Consider the following 14,475-nt stretch of genomic DNA (forward strand, 5'->3'; position numbering starts at 1 on the left):
TTCAGAGCCGGATGCCCCAGCCGAAGGGATCGGCCTCGTCGATCAGCAGGGTGGCTTCGGCGCTGATGTGGGCGCGGCCGCGCAGCGTGGGGATGACGCGGCCGTCGTCGGCGGGCTCGTAGCTGGCCTCGAAGCGGCTGCCGATCACGCTGGCCTGCGTCCACGCCTGGCCAGGCGCGAGCTTGCCGTCGGCCGCGAGGCAGGCGATCTTGGCGCTGGTGCCGGTGCCGCAGGGCGAGCGGTCGTAGGCATTGCCGGGGCACAGCACGAAGTTGCGGCTGTCGGCGCCGTCCGCGTCGTCGGCGAACAGTTCGATATGGTCGATCTCCGCGCCCTCGGCGCCGGTGATGCCCTGCGCCGCGAGCGCGCGCCGCAGCGCGGCCGTGTAGTCGGTGAGCGCGGCGAGGTTGTCGCTCGCCACGCGCTGGCCGTGCGCGGCCTCGCTCACGAGGAAGAACCAGTTGCCGCCCCAGGCCACGTCGCCGCGCACCGTGCCATGGCCCGGCAGCTCGACGGCCACCTGGTGCAGGTGACGGTACGCCGGCACGTTGCGCACGCTGACCGCGCCATCCGCGTGCAGCGTGGTGGTGACGGTGCCCACGGGCGTCTCGATGCGGTGCTCGCCGGGGCCGATGCGGCCCAGGTGCGCGAGGCTCGCGACCAGGCCGATGGTGCCGTGGCCGCACATGCCGAGGTAGCCCGCGTTGTTGAAGAAGATCACGCCGGCCGCTGCATCGGGCGCGACCGGTTCGCACAGCAGCGCTCCGACCACGACGTCGCTGCCGCGCGGCTCGAGCACGGTGGCGGCGCGCCATTGGTCGTGATGCTCGGCCAGCAGCGCGCGGCGCTCGGCCATGCTGCCGCGGCCGAGGTCCGGGAAGCCGCCGGTCACGAGGCGGGTGGGCTCGCCGCCGGTGTGCGAGTCGATGATCTGGATGCGGTGCATGGAGATGGGCGCATCGCCTTCCTTGAAGACGGCGATGCGTTGAAGGAAAAGGAGGAGGAAGGGGCCGCGGCCCCTTCCGGGAAGGCGTGGCTCAGTAGCTCGCGAGCGCCGTCGGCGCGGCGTTCTTGAAGGTGAACACCGTGATCGGCGCCTGCTTCATGTTGCCCTTGTCGTCGTAGGCATAGGTCGCGGCCACGCCCTTGTAGGTGGTCTTGTAGAGCTCGGCGCCGACCTTGTCGGGATCGATCGAGTTGGCCTTGGCCATCGACTCGCCGATGAACATCACCTGGTCGTAGTACGAAGCCGCGTAGGCATCGGCGTCGACGCCGAAGCGCTTCTTGAACTTCTCCTTGAAGGCCGGACCGCTGACCGCCTTCTCGAGGATCGAGCCGCCCTGGGCGCAGAACACCGCGTCGTTGACCGCGTCGCCGCCGAGCTTGCCCATCGCGGGGCTGCACAGCGTGTCGCCGCCGAGCAGCTTGGCGTTGATGCCGAGCTGCTTCATCTGCCGCGTCATCGGCGCGCCCTGCGGCGCATAGCCGCCGAAGAAGATCGCCTCGGGCTGCTTGGCCTTCATGTTGGTCAGGATGGCGGTGAAGTCGACCGCCTTGTCGGTGGTGAACTCCTGGCCGACCACGGTGAGGCCCTGCTTCTTCGCTTCCTTGGTGAACTCCTCGGCGAGCCCCTGGCCGAAGGCGGTGCGGTCGTCGATCACGCCGACCTTGGTGACCTTGAGCACCTTGGCCGCGTACACGGCCATGCTGCCGCCGATCTGGTTGTCGCTCGCGATGATGCGGTAGAGGTTCTTGTAGCCACCCTGCGTGACCTTCGGGTTGGTGCCCACGGTGGACAGCAGCACGCCGCCTTCGCTGTAGACGCGCGAGGCCGGGATGGCCACGCCCGAGCAGTACGGGCCCATGACGAACTTGACGTTGTCGTCGACGAACTTCTGCGCCACGGCCACGCCGCTCTTGGCGTCGCAGGCATCGTCCTCCGACTTGAGTTCGAACTTGAGCGTCTTGCCGCCGACCACGAGCTTCTTGGCGTTGAGCTCCTCGATCGCGAGGCGCACGCCGTTCTCGTTGTCCTTGCCCGCGAACGCATTGGGGCCGGAGAGCGGCCCGGTATGGCCGATCTTGACCACCTGCTCCTGCGCCTTCGCCTGGGTTGCGAGGGCCAGCGCCACGAGGCCGAGCAGCGGAATCATCTTCGATGGTGTCTTCATGCTTCTTCCTGGATAAGGGGACACGGAGGGTACGAGGGAAACGAGGGCGCCGCCCTCGGGGGAAACGCAGCAAACGAGGGGCTTAGGCGACCGATTGGTACTTGGCCGGACGGGTCGCGAGCGCCTTCTTCACGATGGCCTCGATGGCCTCGCGCTCGGCGCCCACCAACGGCAGGCGCGGACGGCGCACGTGCTCGGTGCCCACGCCCACGAGGTGGTCGATGAGCTTGAGGTTCTGGACCAGCTTGGTCGAGACGTCGAGATGCAGCATCGGCGTCATCCACTGGTAGAGCTCGAGCGCCTCGGCGAACTGGCCGGCCTTCATCAGCTCGTACAGCGCCACCGTCTCGCGCGGGAACGCGCAGCCCACGCCGGCCAGCAGGCCGTCGCAGCCCAGCGCCAGGCCCTCGTAGGCGAGGTCGTCCACGCCGAGGAACAGCTGGTAGCGGTCGCCGACCGTGTTGCGCAGGTCGGTGATGCGGCGGATGTTGTCGGTGCTCTCCTTGATGGCCGCGATCCATTCGCAGTCGGCCAGCTCGACCATGTGCTCGGGCTTGAGGTCGACGCGGTAGGCCACCGGGTTGTTGTAGACCATCACCGGCTTCTGCGCCGCGTTGGCGATGGTGCGCACGTTGAGCATGGCTTCGCGCGCGTCGGCCACGTAGATCACCGAGGGCATGACCATGTAGCCGGCCACGCCGAGCTTGTTGCCGCCCTCGACGTAGCGCAGCGCCTCGCGGGTGCTGGTCTCGGACACGTTGGCCAGCACCGGGATGCGGCCGTCGGCGGCCTCGAGCGCGATCTGCGCGACCTGCAGCTTCTCCTCGAGCGACAGCGTGCTGGCCTCGCCGAGCGAGCCGCAGGTGACGAGGCCGTGGATGCCGTTGCGGATCTGGAAGTCGATGTGGCGCGCGGTGCCTTCGGCATCGATGCGCTCGTCGGCATGGAACTTGGTGGTGACGGCGGGAAAGATGCCTTGCCAGCGGGGGTTGCTCACGAATTCGCTCCTTGGATGGGCCCGGATGGGCGGGGCTGGGACGGAGCGGATTTAAATATATTAAGGATATACCGTCAATATTCTCGTAAACGCGCATACCCGGCCGGAAGGCCGGGCGTGTCTCGAAGCACCGGTGGGTCTACTTGTGGCCGTCGGCCGGGCTCAGCGTGTGGCCCTTGAGCCTGACGGCCTTGCCGATCGGCGGCGCGCTGCGCGTCTCGACGCTGCGCAGCGTGCCGTTGTCCATGCGCACGCCGACCTGGTAGACGGTGACCGTGTGGGTGCGCTTCTCGATCTCGTTTCCGGCATAGCCGCCGCCGACGGCGCCGAGCACGGTCGCGGCCGTGCGGCCGCCGCCATGGCCGATCTGGTTGCCCACCAGCCCGCCGACCACGCCGCCGGCCACCATGCCGACGCCGCTCGGGCGCTGGGTACGCTGCACGGCGCGCACCGTCTCGACATGGCCGCAGACCGCGCAAGGCGGAGCGGCGGCCGGTTCGGGCACGGCGGCCATCGGCGCAGGGCCCGTGGCTGGAACGGGCTGCGGCGTGGCGCTCATGGCCGGCGCAGGCGCCGCCGAGGTCGCGGTCCCAGTCGGGCCGGACGGCAAGGGCTGGAGCGCCGGCGGCGCGGCATCGGGCTTGAAGTCGTCGGGTGCCGGGCCGGATGCCAGGGCCACGGGCGGCGATGCCGCCGTGCCGCCCTGGTGCTTCTGCCACAGCGCGCCGCCGAGCGCGGCCACCGCCACCGCGAGCACGCCGATCACCACCCAGAGCTTCTGCGTTCCACCCTGGCGCGAGGGCATGGCTGTTGTCGTTGTCTGTTCCATGAAAGCCTTCCTTCCTGCGGTCCGGCCTACGAGCCGGAACCCGTTCCCAGCATCGCCCGCGGAAGGCCGAAGTCAATGCACGGGCGTCCTACACGCCGGCACGCGGCGAGCGCATCCGGCTGGAGGACGAGACCGGGTCAGCGCGTCGCGGCGGGCACCACGCCCGAAAGGAAGCGCCGTGCCTCGGCGCGCATGCCGCGGGAAACGGCCTCCCAGGTCCGCGCGGGAAAGTCCGCGGGCAGCGCGGCCTCGACCTCGGCCAGCGCCTCGTCGAGGGTCTCGACCATCGCGAGCATCGCGCGCCAGGTGTCGTCGCCGCCGTTGCGCATCGCGAGCCCCCACCAGTGGCGCGCCTGGATGGTGTGCAGCGCGTAGTGCGCGTTCTTCGAGCGCACGGCCATCGCCAGCTCGGCCCGGCGCGGCTGGAACTGGCTCGCGCCGTTGCCGAAGTAGGGCCACATCGAGAGCACGTCGTAGAGCGGCGTCATCTCGTAGGCATCGCCGCGCTGCAGGTGGATCGAGAAATTCTTGGCATGCCCGTCCGTGGCCGCCAGCAGGAAGAAGGCGAGCTGCGCGAGCAGGAACAGCGTGCCGTCGTCCCGGCTGCGGCTTCCCTGCAGCAGTTGCAGGCAGCGGGTCATGCCGGGGCCGCCGTGCTGCTCGTACTTGCGCTCGGGCGGCAGCGCCATCGCCTGGCAGAAATCTTCCTGCGGCAGGCGCGCGATCCAGCGCTCGCCGTTCGCGCCCGCCATCCACTCGCGGTCGAAGCGCTCGACCGCCAAGACCTTCTGGTCGCCGAAGGTCTCGATGGCGGTCGGCGCGACCGGCAGACCCAGCGCGCCGACGATCCGCGCGCAGAGCCATTCGTTCTGCACCGAGTCCGAGGCATCGACGCGCCGCGAGCCCCCGATCAGCCCCAGCGGCAGCTTGAGGATGTGGGTGGTCGGCGTGGCGCCATGCGGGCGGCACCAGCGGCCGTCGACGCGGGTCAGCGCGGTCTTTTCCTGCGCGCCCGCGAGCGAGATGCGCAACAGGTCGCGGTCGCGCAGCCGCTCGGGCGTCGATTCGGTCGGCACGGCACGCAGCAGCTCGGCCACCTGCTCGTCGGCGAGCGGCTCGCAGTTCACGCGGTCCCAGCCTTCGGGCACCGCGCCGTCGGGCAGCAACTGCACCGCACCCACGCAGTCGCGGCCGATGGCTTCGAGCAGGTCGAAGACCTTGGTGTTCCTGAGCCCGAAGCGCTGGCCCAGCCGCGCGCGGATCCGCTCGTTGTCGGGCAGCAGGTTGTCGAAGTAGTTGCGCACCGCCTCGCCCTGGACTTCGAGCGCCGTGGTGATCGGCAGCGAGAGCGACAGCGAGCGGCGCCGCGGCGACGCGAGCCAGGCGGGCTCGTAGCGGAAGGTGTGGGATTCGCGATCGACCGACCAGGTGCCGACGAGCTCGCCGTTCATCCAGGCCTTGAGCGCGCGCCTCACCAGGAGCCCTTCCTCGGTGTGGCGGCGAAGCGCTCGCGGGCGGCGGGCGCGGGGCCAGCCGCGGCGGGGCGCGGCGCTTGCGGTTCGGGGAGCGACGGGGCGGCCGGCGGTTCCACGCCTTTTTCCTGGACGACCGGCGCGGCCGGCGACGGCACGCGGCCATAGGCGCGCGTCGCGTTGCGGTCGCTCGGGCGCGGGTCGCCATCGGGAAGTTCCGCATTCGCCGGTGCCTCGTCCTCGTCGTGCAGCGAGATCGACGCGCCCAGCGCCGCCAGCAATTTCATCAGCTGCTCGAAGCCGACGGCCCCCGGATTCGCCTCGATCTCGGCGATCCGGGCCTGGCTGACGCCGACGAGGGCGCCGGCCTGCGCCTGCGTCAGGCCGCGCTTCTTCCGCAGCGCCTGGAGGTGCGCCCGGAGCTGGTCGGCAAAACGAAGGGGGTAGTCCATCTTGTCTTCAAGATATAGGTCTATCCTTGTTTTGTCAATTTACAGGCTTAGGCTTATATTTACCTTTTATCTGCCAGAGCTTGTATTCGACTTCAATCGACCTTCGCCCCCGAAGCCTTCACCACCGCCCCCATCGCATCCCAGTCGGCGCGCAGCAGCTTCTGGAATTCCTCGGCGCTCTGGCTGCGCGGCTCCACGCCCAGCCGCGTGAAGCGTTCCTGGATCGCCGGGTCGGCAATCACCTTGTTGACGGCCGCGTTGAGCCGCTCGACCTCGGCCTTGGGCGTGGCCGCCGGCGCGAGCAGGCCGATCCACGAATCGAAGGCATAGCCGGGCAGGCCGCTCTCGGCCACGGTCGGCAGCTTCGGCAGGAAGGGGCTGCGCGACTGGCCGGTCGAGGCCAGCAGCTTCATGCGCGGATCGCTCTGGAAGCCCATCACGCCGATGCTCGACGAGATCACCGCCTGCACCCGGCCCGCGAGCACCTCGTTGACCGCCTCGCCGGTGGACTTGGTCGGGATGTGCGTCATCTGCAGCCCGGCCTTGGCGAGGAACGAGGCCATCGCGAGGTGCGTGGCGCTGCCGTTGCCGGCCGAGGCGTAGTTGTACTTGCCGGGATTGGCCTTGACCTCCTTGATGAAGTCGGCCGTGGTCGACACGTTCATGCCGCTGGCCACCGCGAGCACGTAGCCCGCGTTGCCGATGTTGGCCACGCCCACGAAGTCCTTGAGCGGGTCGTAGGGCAGCTTGCTGTAGAGGAAGCCTGCGATGTTGTGGCTCGCGGCCGCGAGCACCAGCGTGTTGCCGTCGGCCGGCGCCTTGGCCGCGATCGCCGCGCCCACGGTGCCGCCCGCGCCCGCGCGGTTCTCGACGATGGCGCTCGCATTGAGCGCCGCGCCGAGCTCGTTGTTGAAGGCGCGCGCCACGGTGTCCTGCACCGCGCCGGTGCCGAAGGGCACGACGATGTGGATCACGCGCTGCTGCGCCGCCGCGGGCAGTACGGCCGCCGCGAAGGCCAGGGCGAGGAGCGAGCGTCGGGCGAACGGGGTGGTCATCGGTGGGGCCGCTTTCGTCGGGTTGGAGAAAGGAAGAAGTCCGCGTGGTCGCTTCAGCGCCCCGGCGCGAGCCAGCGCTGCGCCAGCCGCACGAAGTAGCTCGCGCCGATCGGGATGATCTCGTCGTTGAAGTCGAACGAACTGTTGTGGATGATGCAAGGCCCGGGCCCGTGGCCGTCGAGGCGGTGGTCGCCGTCGCCATTGCCGAGGAAGGCATAGCAGCCGGGCCGCGCCAGCAGCATGTGGGCGAAGTCCTCGGCGCCCATCACCGCCGGGAAGTCGGTGGTGACCATGTCGTCGCCCACCACCTCGCGCATCACGGCGGCCGCGAAGCGCGCCTCGGCCGGGTGGTTCACCGTCGGCGGCGAGGAGCGGTTGAAGAACACCTCGGCCGTGCAGCCGTGCGCCGCCGCCACGCCCGCGGCCACCTCGCGCAGCCGGGCTTCCAGCAGGTCGATGGCCTCGATCGAGAAGGTGCGGATGGTGCCGCCGACCGTGGCCTCGTCGGGAATGATGTTGGGCGCATCCGAGCCGCGCAGTTGCGTGACCGCGAGCAGCGCGCGCTCGGTGCTCGGGATGGTGCGCGCGACGATGGTCTGCAGCTGCTGCGCGAGGTTGACCACCGCCGCCACCGGGTCGATGCCGGTGTGCGGCATCGAGGCATGCGTGCCGCGCCCGTGCAGCGTGATGCGGTAGGTGTTGCTCGAGGCCATGAGCGCGCCCTCGTTGAGCGCGAAGCGGCCCACGTCGCCGACCGGGAAGTTGTGCAGGCCGAAGACCGCGTCGCACGGGAAGCGCTCGAACAGGCCCTCGTCGATCATCTTCTTGGCACCGGCCTTGCCCATCTCCTCCGCGGGCTGGAAGATGAAATGCACCGTGCCGTCGAAGTCGTCCGGGCCCTGTTGCGACAGGTGCCAGGCGGCGGCCAGCAGCATGGTGGTGTGGCCGTCGTGGCCGCAGGCATGCATGCGGCCCGCATGGCGCGACTTGTGGGCGAACTCGTTGGCCTCGTGTAGCGGCAGCGCGTCCATGTCGGCGCGCAGGCCGATGGTGCGCGCGCCCGTGCCCTTGCGCAGCACGCCGACCAGGCCGGTGCCCGCGATGCCGCGGTGCACCTCGATGCCCCATTCGGCGAGCAGGCCGGCCACTTTCTCGGAAGTGCGGTGTTCCTCGAAGCCGAGCTCGGGGTGGGCGTGGATGTCGCGCCGGATGTCGACGAAGCGCGCGACGTCGGCGAAGGAATCGACGATGTTCATGGGGGTGGCTGGCTGAATCGTTCTGGAAGCGAACGATTCTGGCGCAGCCACCCGCCGCGCGCATGCTCGATTACGAGGCTCGGCCGAGCCGGCCCTCCTGCCGCAGCTTCGCGCCGATGCGACGGATCTCGGCCTCACCCTGGTCCAGCGTCGCGCGGCTGGTGTGCACCGAGTAGTGGCCCATCACGAGCTCGTGCGGATGCTTGACCGCCGAGCCCAGCACGAAGGAGGTGTCGCCATGCGCCACGAGCTCGATAGCCTCGCCCGACTCCTCGAACACCGCGAGCTCGCCGTCGCCGATCGGCCCGCCGGCCGCATCGCCCGCGTCGAGCCGCCCGCTCTCCACCGCGAGCCAGCCCACCGTGTGGCCGGCCGGCGGCGTGTAGCGCCAGTGCTCGCCGTCCTTCAGCTGCACCGCGAGGTAGTTGATCGGCGCGGGCGCCGGGATCGCGCTGCGCGCCGCGCCGTAGCTGCCGAGCAGCACGCGCGCCGGGCCCTCGCGCGGCACCTGCGAGGGCGCGAGGTAGATGCTCTGCGCGGGCGCGTTCTCTTCCGATGCGGGCAGCGCCACCCAGAGCTGGAAGCCGCGCACACGCTTCACGCCCGGCGCCGGCGCGCCCGTGTGCCAGACGCCATTGCCCGCGCGCATCCACTCGACGCCGCCGCCGCGCAGCACGCCCTGTTCGCCGGTCGTGTCCTCGTAGAGCGTGTCGCCCTCGATCAGCCAGGTCAGCGTGGCGATGCCCGAGTGCGGATGCATGCCGAAGCCGCGGTGGCCGCCTTCGGTGTCGAAGCCGAACAGGTCCAGGAAGACGAAGGGCTTGAGGAATTCGCCGAGGTCGCCCGGGCTCACGAGCCGCGCGATCGGCCCGTGCTTCATGCCGCGCGTGCGGTAGACGATGCCGCGGGTTCGTGTTGCGACTTCAGCGGTCATACGGCCTCCCTCGCGGTCTTCAGCGCCTTCGTCCACCACGCGAGGTCGTCGAGCATGCCGCCCGCGGCCTGCGCGAGGTGCGGGAAGTCCTCGAAGTTCTTGCCCTGCTGCCAGATGCCGAGGAACTCGACCATGCCGATGTGGACCGCGTTGCGCACCGGCGCCATCTGCATTTCGACCGCGATCAGCCGCAACTGCTCGATCGCGCGCGCTGCGCCCACGCCGCCGTAGCCCACGAAGCCGATCGGCTTGCGCACGAACTCCTTGTAGGCCCAGTCGATCGCGTTCTTCAGCACCGCGCTCGGGCCGTGGTTGTATTCGGGCGTGACCACGACGAGGCCGTCGAAGCTGGCCAGCTTCGCCTGCCAGCGCTGCGCGGCCTCGTTCTTCACCGGGCCCCAGGCCGGCGCGCCGGCTTCGTCGAAGAAGGGCAGCGGATGGTCGCGCAGGTCGATCAGTTCGAAGGCGAGGTCGGTACGCTGCTTCGCGATCTCGTGGATCCAGTGCGCGGGCTTCTCGCCGAAGCGGCCTTCGCGGGTCGAGCCGATGACGATGCCGATGAGGGGTTGGGTGGTGGACATGGAAGCTCCTGGGATTCGGGGTCGATGGATGGATGGACGGGCCTGCGGGCCCGATGGATCGAAGGTTAGGGCGCCACCCATTGATCGACTAGACGGTAGAGTCGGATTGCACTCGTCCATTCTTGGAAGGAATCGAATCCCATGCTCGACCTCAACGACATCGCCATGTTCGTGCAGGTGGTGCGCCACGGCAGCTTCGCCGAAGCCGCCCGGCGCCTCGGGCTGCCGCCCAACACCGTGAGCCGGCGCATCCAGCAGCTCGAGGCGCAGCTGGGCACGCGGCTGATGCAGCGCTCGACACGCAAGCTGACGCTGACCAGCGCGGGCCAGGCTTTTCACGAGCGCTGCGCGGGCGCGGTCGATGGACTGGTCGAGGCCGGGCAGGAGCTGATTACCGGCAGCCATGCGCCCAGCGGCCTCGTGCGCGTGGCGGCGACCGCCGACTTCTTCGATTTCTTCCCGATGGAATGGGTGGCCGACTTCCTGGCCGCGAATCCGCTGGTGCGGGTCGACTTCGTGCTCAGCGACGCCAAGGCCGACCTGATCGCGGAGCAGATCGACGTCGCCTTCCGTGGCGGCGCGCAGCCCGATTCGGGCTACGTCGGCCGCAAGCTGCTGGGACCGCGCACCGACGGCCTGGTGGCGAGCCCCGCCTACATCGCCGCGCGCGGCGCCCCGGCCACGCTGCAGGACCTGGCGCAGCACGACTGCGTGACCGCGGCGCATCCCAGCGGCCGCGCGACCTGGCGGTTGGCCGGGCCGGACGGCGAGGAGGAAGTGCAGGTCACGGGCCGCTTCAGCGGCAACACCGCGCAGGCGCTGCGCCGGGCGGCCGTGGCCGGCCTGGGCATCGCGCTGCTGCCGCCCTCGATGGGCCGGCTCGACGTGGCAGCCGGCCGGCTGGTGCCGGTGCTGCCGCAGTACCAGCGCACGGGGCAGGGGCTGACCGTGCTGTACCCGAGCCGCAAGCACCTGCCGCTCGCGGTGTCGGCCTTCATCGCGATGGTGACGCAGAAGCTGAGCACGGAGGAAACGCTGCCCGAGGCCTTCCGCTCGTGGAAGACCTAGCTGCTACGGCCTATCGGTTTGCACGGAAAATGGCCCGATGAAAATCGCAAAAGACACCGTCGTCACCCTCAAGTACAAAGTCGCCGACGCCCAGGGCAAGCTGATCGAAGCCAGCCCCGAGCCCATGGCCTACCTGCATGGCGGCTACGAGAACACGCTGCCCAAGATCGAGGAAGCGCTCGACGGCCAGGAGAAGGGCTACCAGACCACGCTGAACCTCGCGCCCGAGGACGCCTTCGGCCAGCGCGACGAAACGCTGGTGCGCAGCATTCCCAAGACCGACTTCCCGCCCGGCGTGAAGGTGGGCGGCCAGCTGCAGGGCCGCCTCGACGACGGCCGCGAGCACGTGTTCACCGTGATGAAGATCAAGGGCCCGGTCGTGCTGCTCGACGGCAACCATCCGTGGGCCGGCAAGGCGCTGCGCTTCAGCCTGACCGTGACGGACGTGCGCGAGGCGCTGCCGGTGGAGATCGAGCATCGCCACGTGCACGGGGCGCACGGCCACCACCACTGAGCGCTAGCTGCGGCTACGTCCGATGGATTCCGCGAGCATTTCCGACGTCTCCAAAGTCTTCAGCATCGCAACGCCGCTGCTCATTTGCGGGGTGTTCTTGTGGGCGATATGGCGGACGGAATCTCGCCATGTGCTGATCCGGCGGCTTTGGCAGCTGGTGCACGGAAATCAGGAGATTTCCGATCCCGAGATCCGGGCTTTCGTCGACGAGCAGACCAGCCTGGTCTCTTTTCGAATGTTTGCCGGACTGCCTGTCACGAGTCTGGAGAAAGCGAGAGAGCTCATCCGCTGGGCAAAGCTCAACGGTGTCCAGATGCGAACCCTGCGCATGTGTGGCGAGTTCTTCGATCCAGATACGCGCGAGGTCAACACAAGGAAATTGCCATCGCAGAGTTTGCAGGGAGTGAAGCTGGCAGGCTTCGCTATCGCGGTACTGCTATGCGCTGCCTCTGCAGCAAGCTTGGTCTCGCCGCGCTCGCTGTTGAGTCTGAAGGCTACGAATCGTTTTTTCTTGGCGACAACCACGGACGTGAAGCCACTGTGGCCTCTATGGCCGTTCGATGAGACACCGCTGCGCGCGAGCAACTGCTCGGCAAGCAACGAGGCCATTCAAATCAGCACGTCCTTCACGCCGCAAGAGGTCGGCATCCTCTGCGAGATATTGAAGGATGAAGGGTCCGCGAATTTCTTCAAGGACGCATTGAAAGAGCAGCGTTGGAGCGCCGCGCTTCTCTTCCTGTTTTGCGCATGGCTTTCCTGGATCGCGCTCTTCGCATGGGCAGCAGGAGCTGCAGCAAGGCGTCTGGCCGATCGCCGGCTTGATCCTGCGCTGCCGGGGTCTCAACTAAGTCTGGACCTTGGTAACTGACCGGCGTCGCTTGACTGCGGCCTGCATTGCAGCAGGTCAGTTCTTTCTTTTCTTCCAGAACCGCGGCGCGCCCTCGATCTTTTCCAGCGCCTCCCGGCAGGCCGCCGCGCCCGCCGCATGCCGCGCGCTGAACCAGCCCACCGCGAACCACGCGCGCGCATCGTGCGCGGTGGCTTCGCGGTACAGGGCCATCGCGACGGCCTCGTCGTTGAACTCGCCCAATGCGTCCTGCGCGGGACGCAGGCGCTTCAGGTAGCGCTCGGCGGCGCTCTTGTCGTCGCTCTTCTTCTCGTCCCGGGTCTCGAACAGCGGCGCCGCGAATTCGGCGAGGTAGCGCAGGCGCTTGAGGCGCTTGCGCACGCGGTGCTGGCTGTCGGTGTCCAGCGATTCGAAGCGGCCGCCATCGCGCAGGGCCTGCTCGTGCAGGCGTTGCAGGCGCTTGCGCAGGAAGCGGCGGGCGTCGTCGGAGTCCAGCGGCGTGACGGGCGGCGCGCCCTCCACGGCCGGTTCGGGCGCCGGGGCCTCGGTGGCGGTGAAACCGATCAAGGCCACCAGCACCGCCTGGAACGCGGGCGCGCGAACAGCGTCGCCGGGTGAAGGCTGGGTGGGGCCTGCGTCGGCCGCCTCGCCGGCCAGCGGATCTACCTCGGGCGCTCCGGCCTCGCGCAGTTTCGGCTGCGCGATCTTCGCCACCTGCTCGCGGTCGCGCAGCGCGCCCAGTACGCGGAAGCAGTCGACCAGCGCCGGCTCCCAGCCCGCGCGGTCGAAGGCGCCCGTGGGGTCGAGCCCCTCGAGTTCGCGCAGGGCCGTGCGCAGGCGCCGGATGCCGATGCGCAGTTGATGGACCTGTTCCTCGTCGTCGCTGCCCGCGGCCACTTCGGTGGCATTCGGCAGGATCTGCGCGAGGCAGTTCGCGACCACGGCGCGCTGGATCGCGCGGCCATCGGGCGCGCTCGCGAAGCGTGGCGGCTCGGCCTTGATGGCGGGCACCACGTCGAGCCCCGCGAGCAGCCGCGCGCCGCGCTCGGCCTTCGAAATGGTGCTGAACCACAGCCCATGTTGCTGCGACCAGCGCTGCGCGAGCGCGACCAGGCCCGGCACGCTGCCGCGCTTGAGTTCGAGCTCGAGCTCGCAGACCGGCGATTCGCGCTGTTCGGGCGTGCCGGCATGCGCGACCACCTTGCCGACATCGAGCGCCAGTTCGGCAACGACGCCACCGGGCCCGGTGCTGCGCACGTCGCGCGTGAGCCGCACGATGTCGGTGGACTGGCGTTCGACCAGCGCCGCGGGCTGCCCATCCTCGCCCGCGAGCGCCTGCGCCAGCCGTTCGCCGACCGGCGTGCCCTGGTGGCGCTGCGGGTCGATGCCCGGCGAGGCGCCCGCGGTGCCGAGGTCGACGTTGTGCTCGAGCCGGTGCAGCGCGTTGTCGCCGGTGGCCTTCACCGTCTGCACCCAGCGCCGGCCCTCCTTGCGCAGCCGCAGCACGATGCCCTGCGCGGCCAGCCGCTCGTCGGCGGTGTCGAAATAGCGCGCCTGCAGCCGCGTGCGCACCACGGCACCGCGGCGCAGCGCGGCGTCGACGGCCTTCAGGCGGTCGGCGGGGATGTGGAACTTGAATTCGATTTCCATGAGCCAGCCATGATGCACGCTGCGCGACGCGGCGCCACCCATCGGCGCACGGTACGCGCGGGCATCGGGACGGGCCGTTGGGGGGCCGGAAGCGTCTTCTTGCAAATTGATGTGGACACCGTCCATTTTGTTTTGCATAATTTGTGGACGCTGTACACAACAACCAGTCCAGCGCCCCGAAGTCCCCTCTTTCGTTCCCATCTTTCGACGCACAGGAAACACCATGGCCACCAAGCAGATCTTCGTGAACCTCCCCGTCAAGGACCTCGACAAGTCCAAGGCCTTCTTCAACGCGCTGGGCTACAGCTTCAACCCGCAGTTCACTGACGCCAACGCCGCCTGCATGGTGGTGCAGGAAGGCAGCATCCACGCGATGCTGCTGGTCGAGCCCTTCTTCAAGACCTTCACCGACAAGGCGATCGCCGACACCCGCACCAGCACCGAAGTGCTGCTGTGCCTCTCGTGCGAGAGCCGCGCCGAGGTCGACGAACTGGTGGCCAAGGCGGTCGCCGCCGGCGGCACCACGCCGCGCGCGCCGCAGGACCTCGGCTTCATGTACGGCCATGGCTTCCAGGACCTCGACGGCCACCTCTGGGAACTCGTGTTCATGGACCCGAACGCGCAGATGCCGCAGCAATAAGGGCTGCAG

The 14,475-nt window shown here is 69.2% G+C and carries 15 protein-coding genes; 4 read left to right on the plus strand and 11 right to left on the minus strand.

Going from position 1 to position 14,475, the window contains the following annotated elements; genetic code table 11:
* Position 1: 1 nt before the first annotated feature.
* The 10 genes from AC1HIL_RS03365 to AC1HIL_RS03410 all read right to left on the minus strand — a co-directional run bounded on the left by AC1HIL_RS03365 (position 2) and on the right by AC1HIL_RS03410 (position 9,747).
* Entirely contained in the window at positions 2 to 946 is a 945-nt protein-coding gene (locus AC1HIL_RS03365; RefSeq protein WP_479671147.1) for a 4-hydroxyproline epimerase, read from the minus strand.
* A 91-nt stretch (positions 947 to 1,037) separates the two neighbouring features.
* Entirely contained in the window at positions 1,038 to 2,171 is a 1,134-nt protein-coding gene (locus AC1HIL_RS03370; RefSeq protein WP_479671148.1) for a branched-chain amino acid ABC transporter substrate-binding protein, read from the minus strand.
* Between the two features lie 82 nt (positions 2,172 to 2,253).
* Positions 2,254 to 3,168 (minus strand): dihydrodipicolinate synthase family protein, encoded by a 915-nt coding sequence (locus tag AC1HIL_RS03375; RefSeq protein WP_479671149.1) that lies wholly within the window; start codon positions 3,166 to 3,168, stop codon positions 2,254 to 2,256.
* Positions 3,169 to 3,307: 139 nt separating this feature from the next.
* On the minus strand, positions 3,308 to 3,997 hold the full coding sequence (locus AC1HIL_RS03380) for an outer membrane lipoprotein (RefSeq protein ID WP_479671150.1): 690 nt from the start codon (positions 3,995 to 3,997) through the stop codon (positions 3,308 to 3,310).
* Between the two features lie 137 nt (positions 3,998 to 4,134).
* Positions 4,135 to 5,448 carry a HipA domain-containing protein gene (locus tag AC1HIL_RS03385; RefSeq protein WP_479672466.1) on the minus strand — a complete coding sequence of 438 codons (1,314 nt, stop codon included), beginning with the start codon at positions 5,446 to 5,448 and terminating at the stop codon, positions 4,135 to 4,137.
* A gap of 20 nt (positions 5,449 to 5,468) precedes the next feature.
* Positions 5,469 to 5,921 (minus strand): helix-turn-helix domain-containing protein, encoded by a 453-nt coding sequence (locus AC1HIL_RS03390; protein WP_479671151.1) that lies wholly within the window; start codon positions 5,919 to 5,921, stop codon positions 5,469 to 5,471.
* 92 nt (positions 5,922 to 6,013) lie between these two features.
* Positions 6,014 to 6,976 carry a tripartite tricarboxylate transporter substrate-binding protein gene (locus tag AC1HIL_RS03395; protein ID WP_057593245.1) on the minus strand — a complete coding sequence of 321 codons (963 nt, stop codon included), beginning with the start codon at positions 6,974 to 6,976 and terminating at the stop codon, positions 6,014 to 6,016.
* A 53-nt stretch (positions 6,977 to 7,029) separates the two neighbouring features.
* Complete coding sequence (locus AC1HIL_RS03400) at positions 7,030 to 8,232, minus strand: M20 aminoacylase family protein (RefSeq protein ID WP_479671152.1); 1,203 nt, start codon at positions 8,230 to 8,232, stop codon at positions 7,030 to 7,032.
* A gap of 70 nt (positions 8,233 to 8,302) precedes the next feature.
* Positions 8,303 to 9,166, minus strand: coding sequence for a pirin family protein (locus AC1HIL_RS03405; RefSeq protein ID WP_479671153.1), 864 nt, complete (start codon positions 9,164 to 9,166; stop codon positions 8,303 to 8,305).
* A complete protein-coding gene (locus tag AC1HIL_RS03410; RefSeq protein ID WP_479671154.1) occupies positions 9,163 to 9,747 on the minus strand; it encodes an NADPH-dependent FMN reductase in 585 nt (194 codons plus the stop codon). The genes AC1HIL_RS03405 and AC1HIL_RS03410 overlap by 4 nt, the downstream gene beginning before the upstream one ends.
* A 141-nt stretch (positions 9,748 to 9,888) precedes the next feature.
* On the opposite strand from AC1HIL_RS03410, the gene AC1HIL_RS03415 reads away from it, so the two are divergent.
* From AC1HIL_RS03415 to AC1HIL_RS03425, 3 genes are read left to right on the plus strand one after another with little or no spacing between them, the layout of a single operon-like run.
* The gene (locus tag AC1HIL_RS03415; RefSeq protein WP_479671155.1) at positions 9,889 to 10,815 is read left to right on the plus strand and encodes a LysR family transcriptional regulator; all 927 of its coding nucleotides are present in this window, start codon (positions 9,889 to 9,891) and stop codon (positions 10,813 to 10,815) included.
* Between the two features lie 37 nt (positions 10,816 to 10,852).
* Positions 10,853 to 11,329: an FKBP-type peptidyl-prolyl cis-trans isomerase gene (locus AC1HIL_RS03420; RefSeq protein ID WP_093351617.1), complete on the plus strand. Its 477-nt coding sequence runs from the start codon at positions 10,853 to 10,855 to the stop codon at positions 11,327 to 11,329.
* Positions 11,330 to 11,351: 22 nt separating this feature from the next.
* Positions 11,352 to 12,197, plus strand: coding sequence for a DUF6216 family protein (locus tag AC1HIL_RS03425; protein WP_479671156.1), 846 nt, complete (start codon positions 11,352 to 11,354; stop codon positions 12,195 to 12,197).
* A gap of 36 nt (positions 12,198 to 12,233) precedes the next feature.
* Here the strand turns inward: AC1HIL_RS03425 and AC1HIL_RS03430 are convergent, their stop codons facing one another.
* Complete coding sequence (locus tag AC1HIL_RS03430; protein WP_479671157.1) at positions 12,234 to 13,826, minus strand: CYTH and CHAD domain-containing protein; 1,593 nt, start codon at positions 13,824 to 13,826, stop codon at positions 12,234 to 12,236.
* Positions 13,827 to 14,049: 223 nt separating this feature from the next.
* On the opposite strand from AC1HIL_RS03430, the gene AC1HIL_RS03435 reads away from it, so the two are divergent.
* Positions 14,050 to 14,466 (plus strand): VOC family protein, encoded by a 417-nt coding sequence (locus AC1HIL_RS03435; protein ID WP_057593252.1) that lies wholly within the window; start codon positions 14,050 to 14,052, stop codon positions 14,464 to 14,466.
* The last annotated feature ends 9 nt before the right edge of the window (positions 14,467 to 14,475 follow it).

The sequence above is a fragment of the Variovorax sp. ISS6 genome (assembly GCF_056523145.1).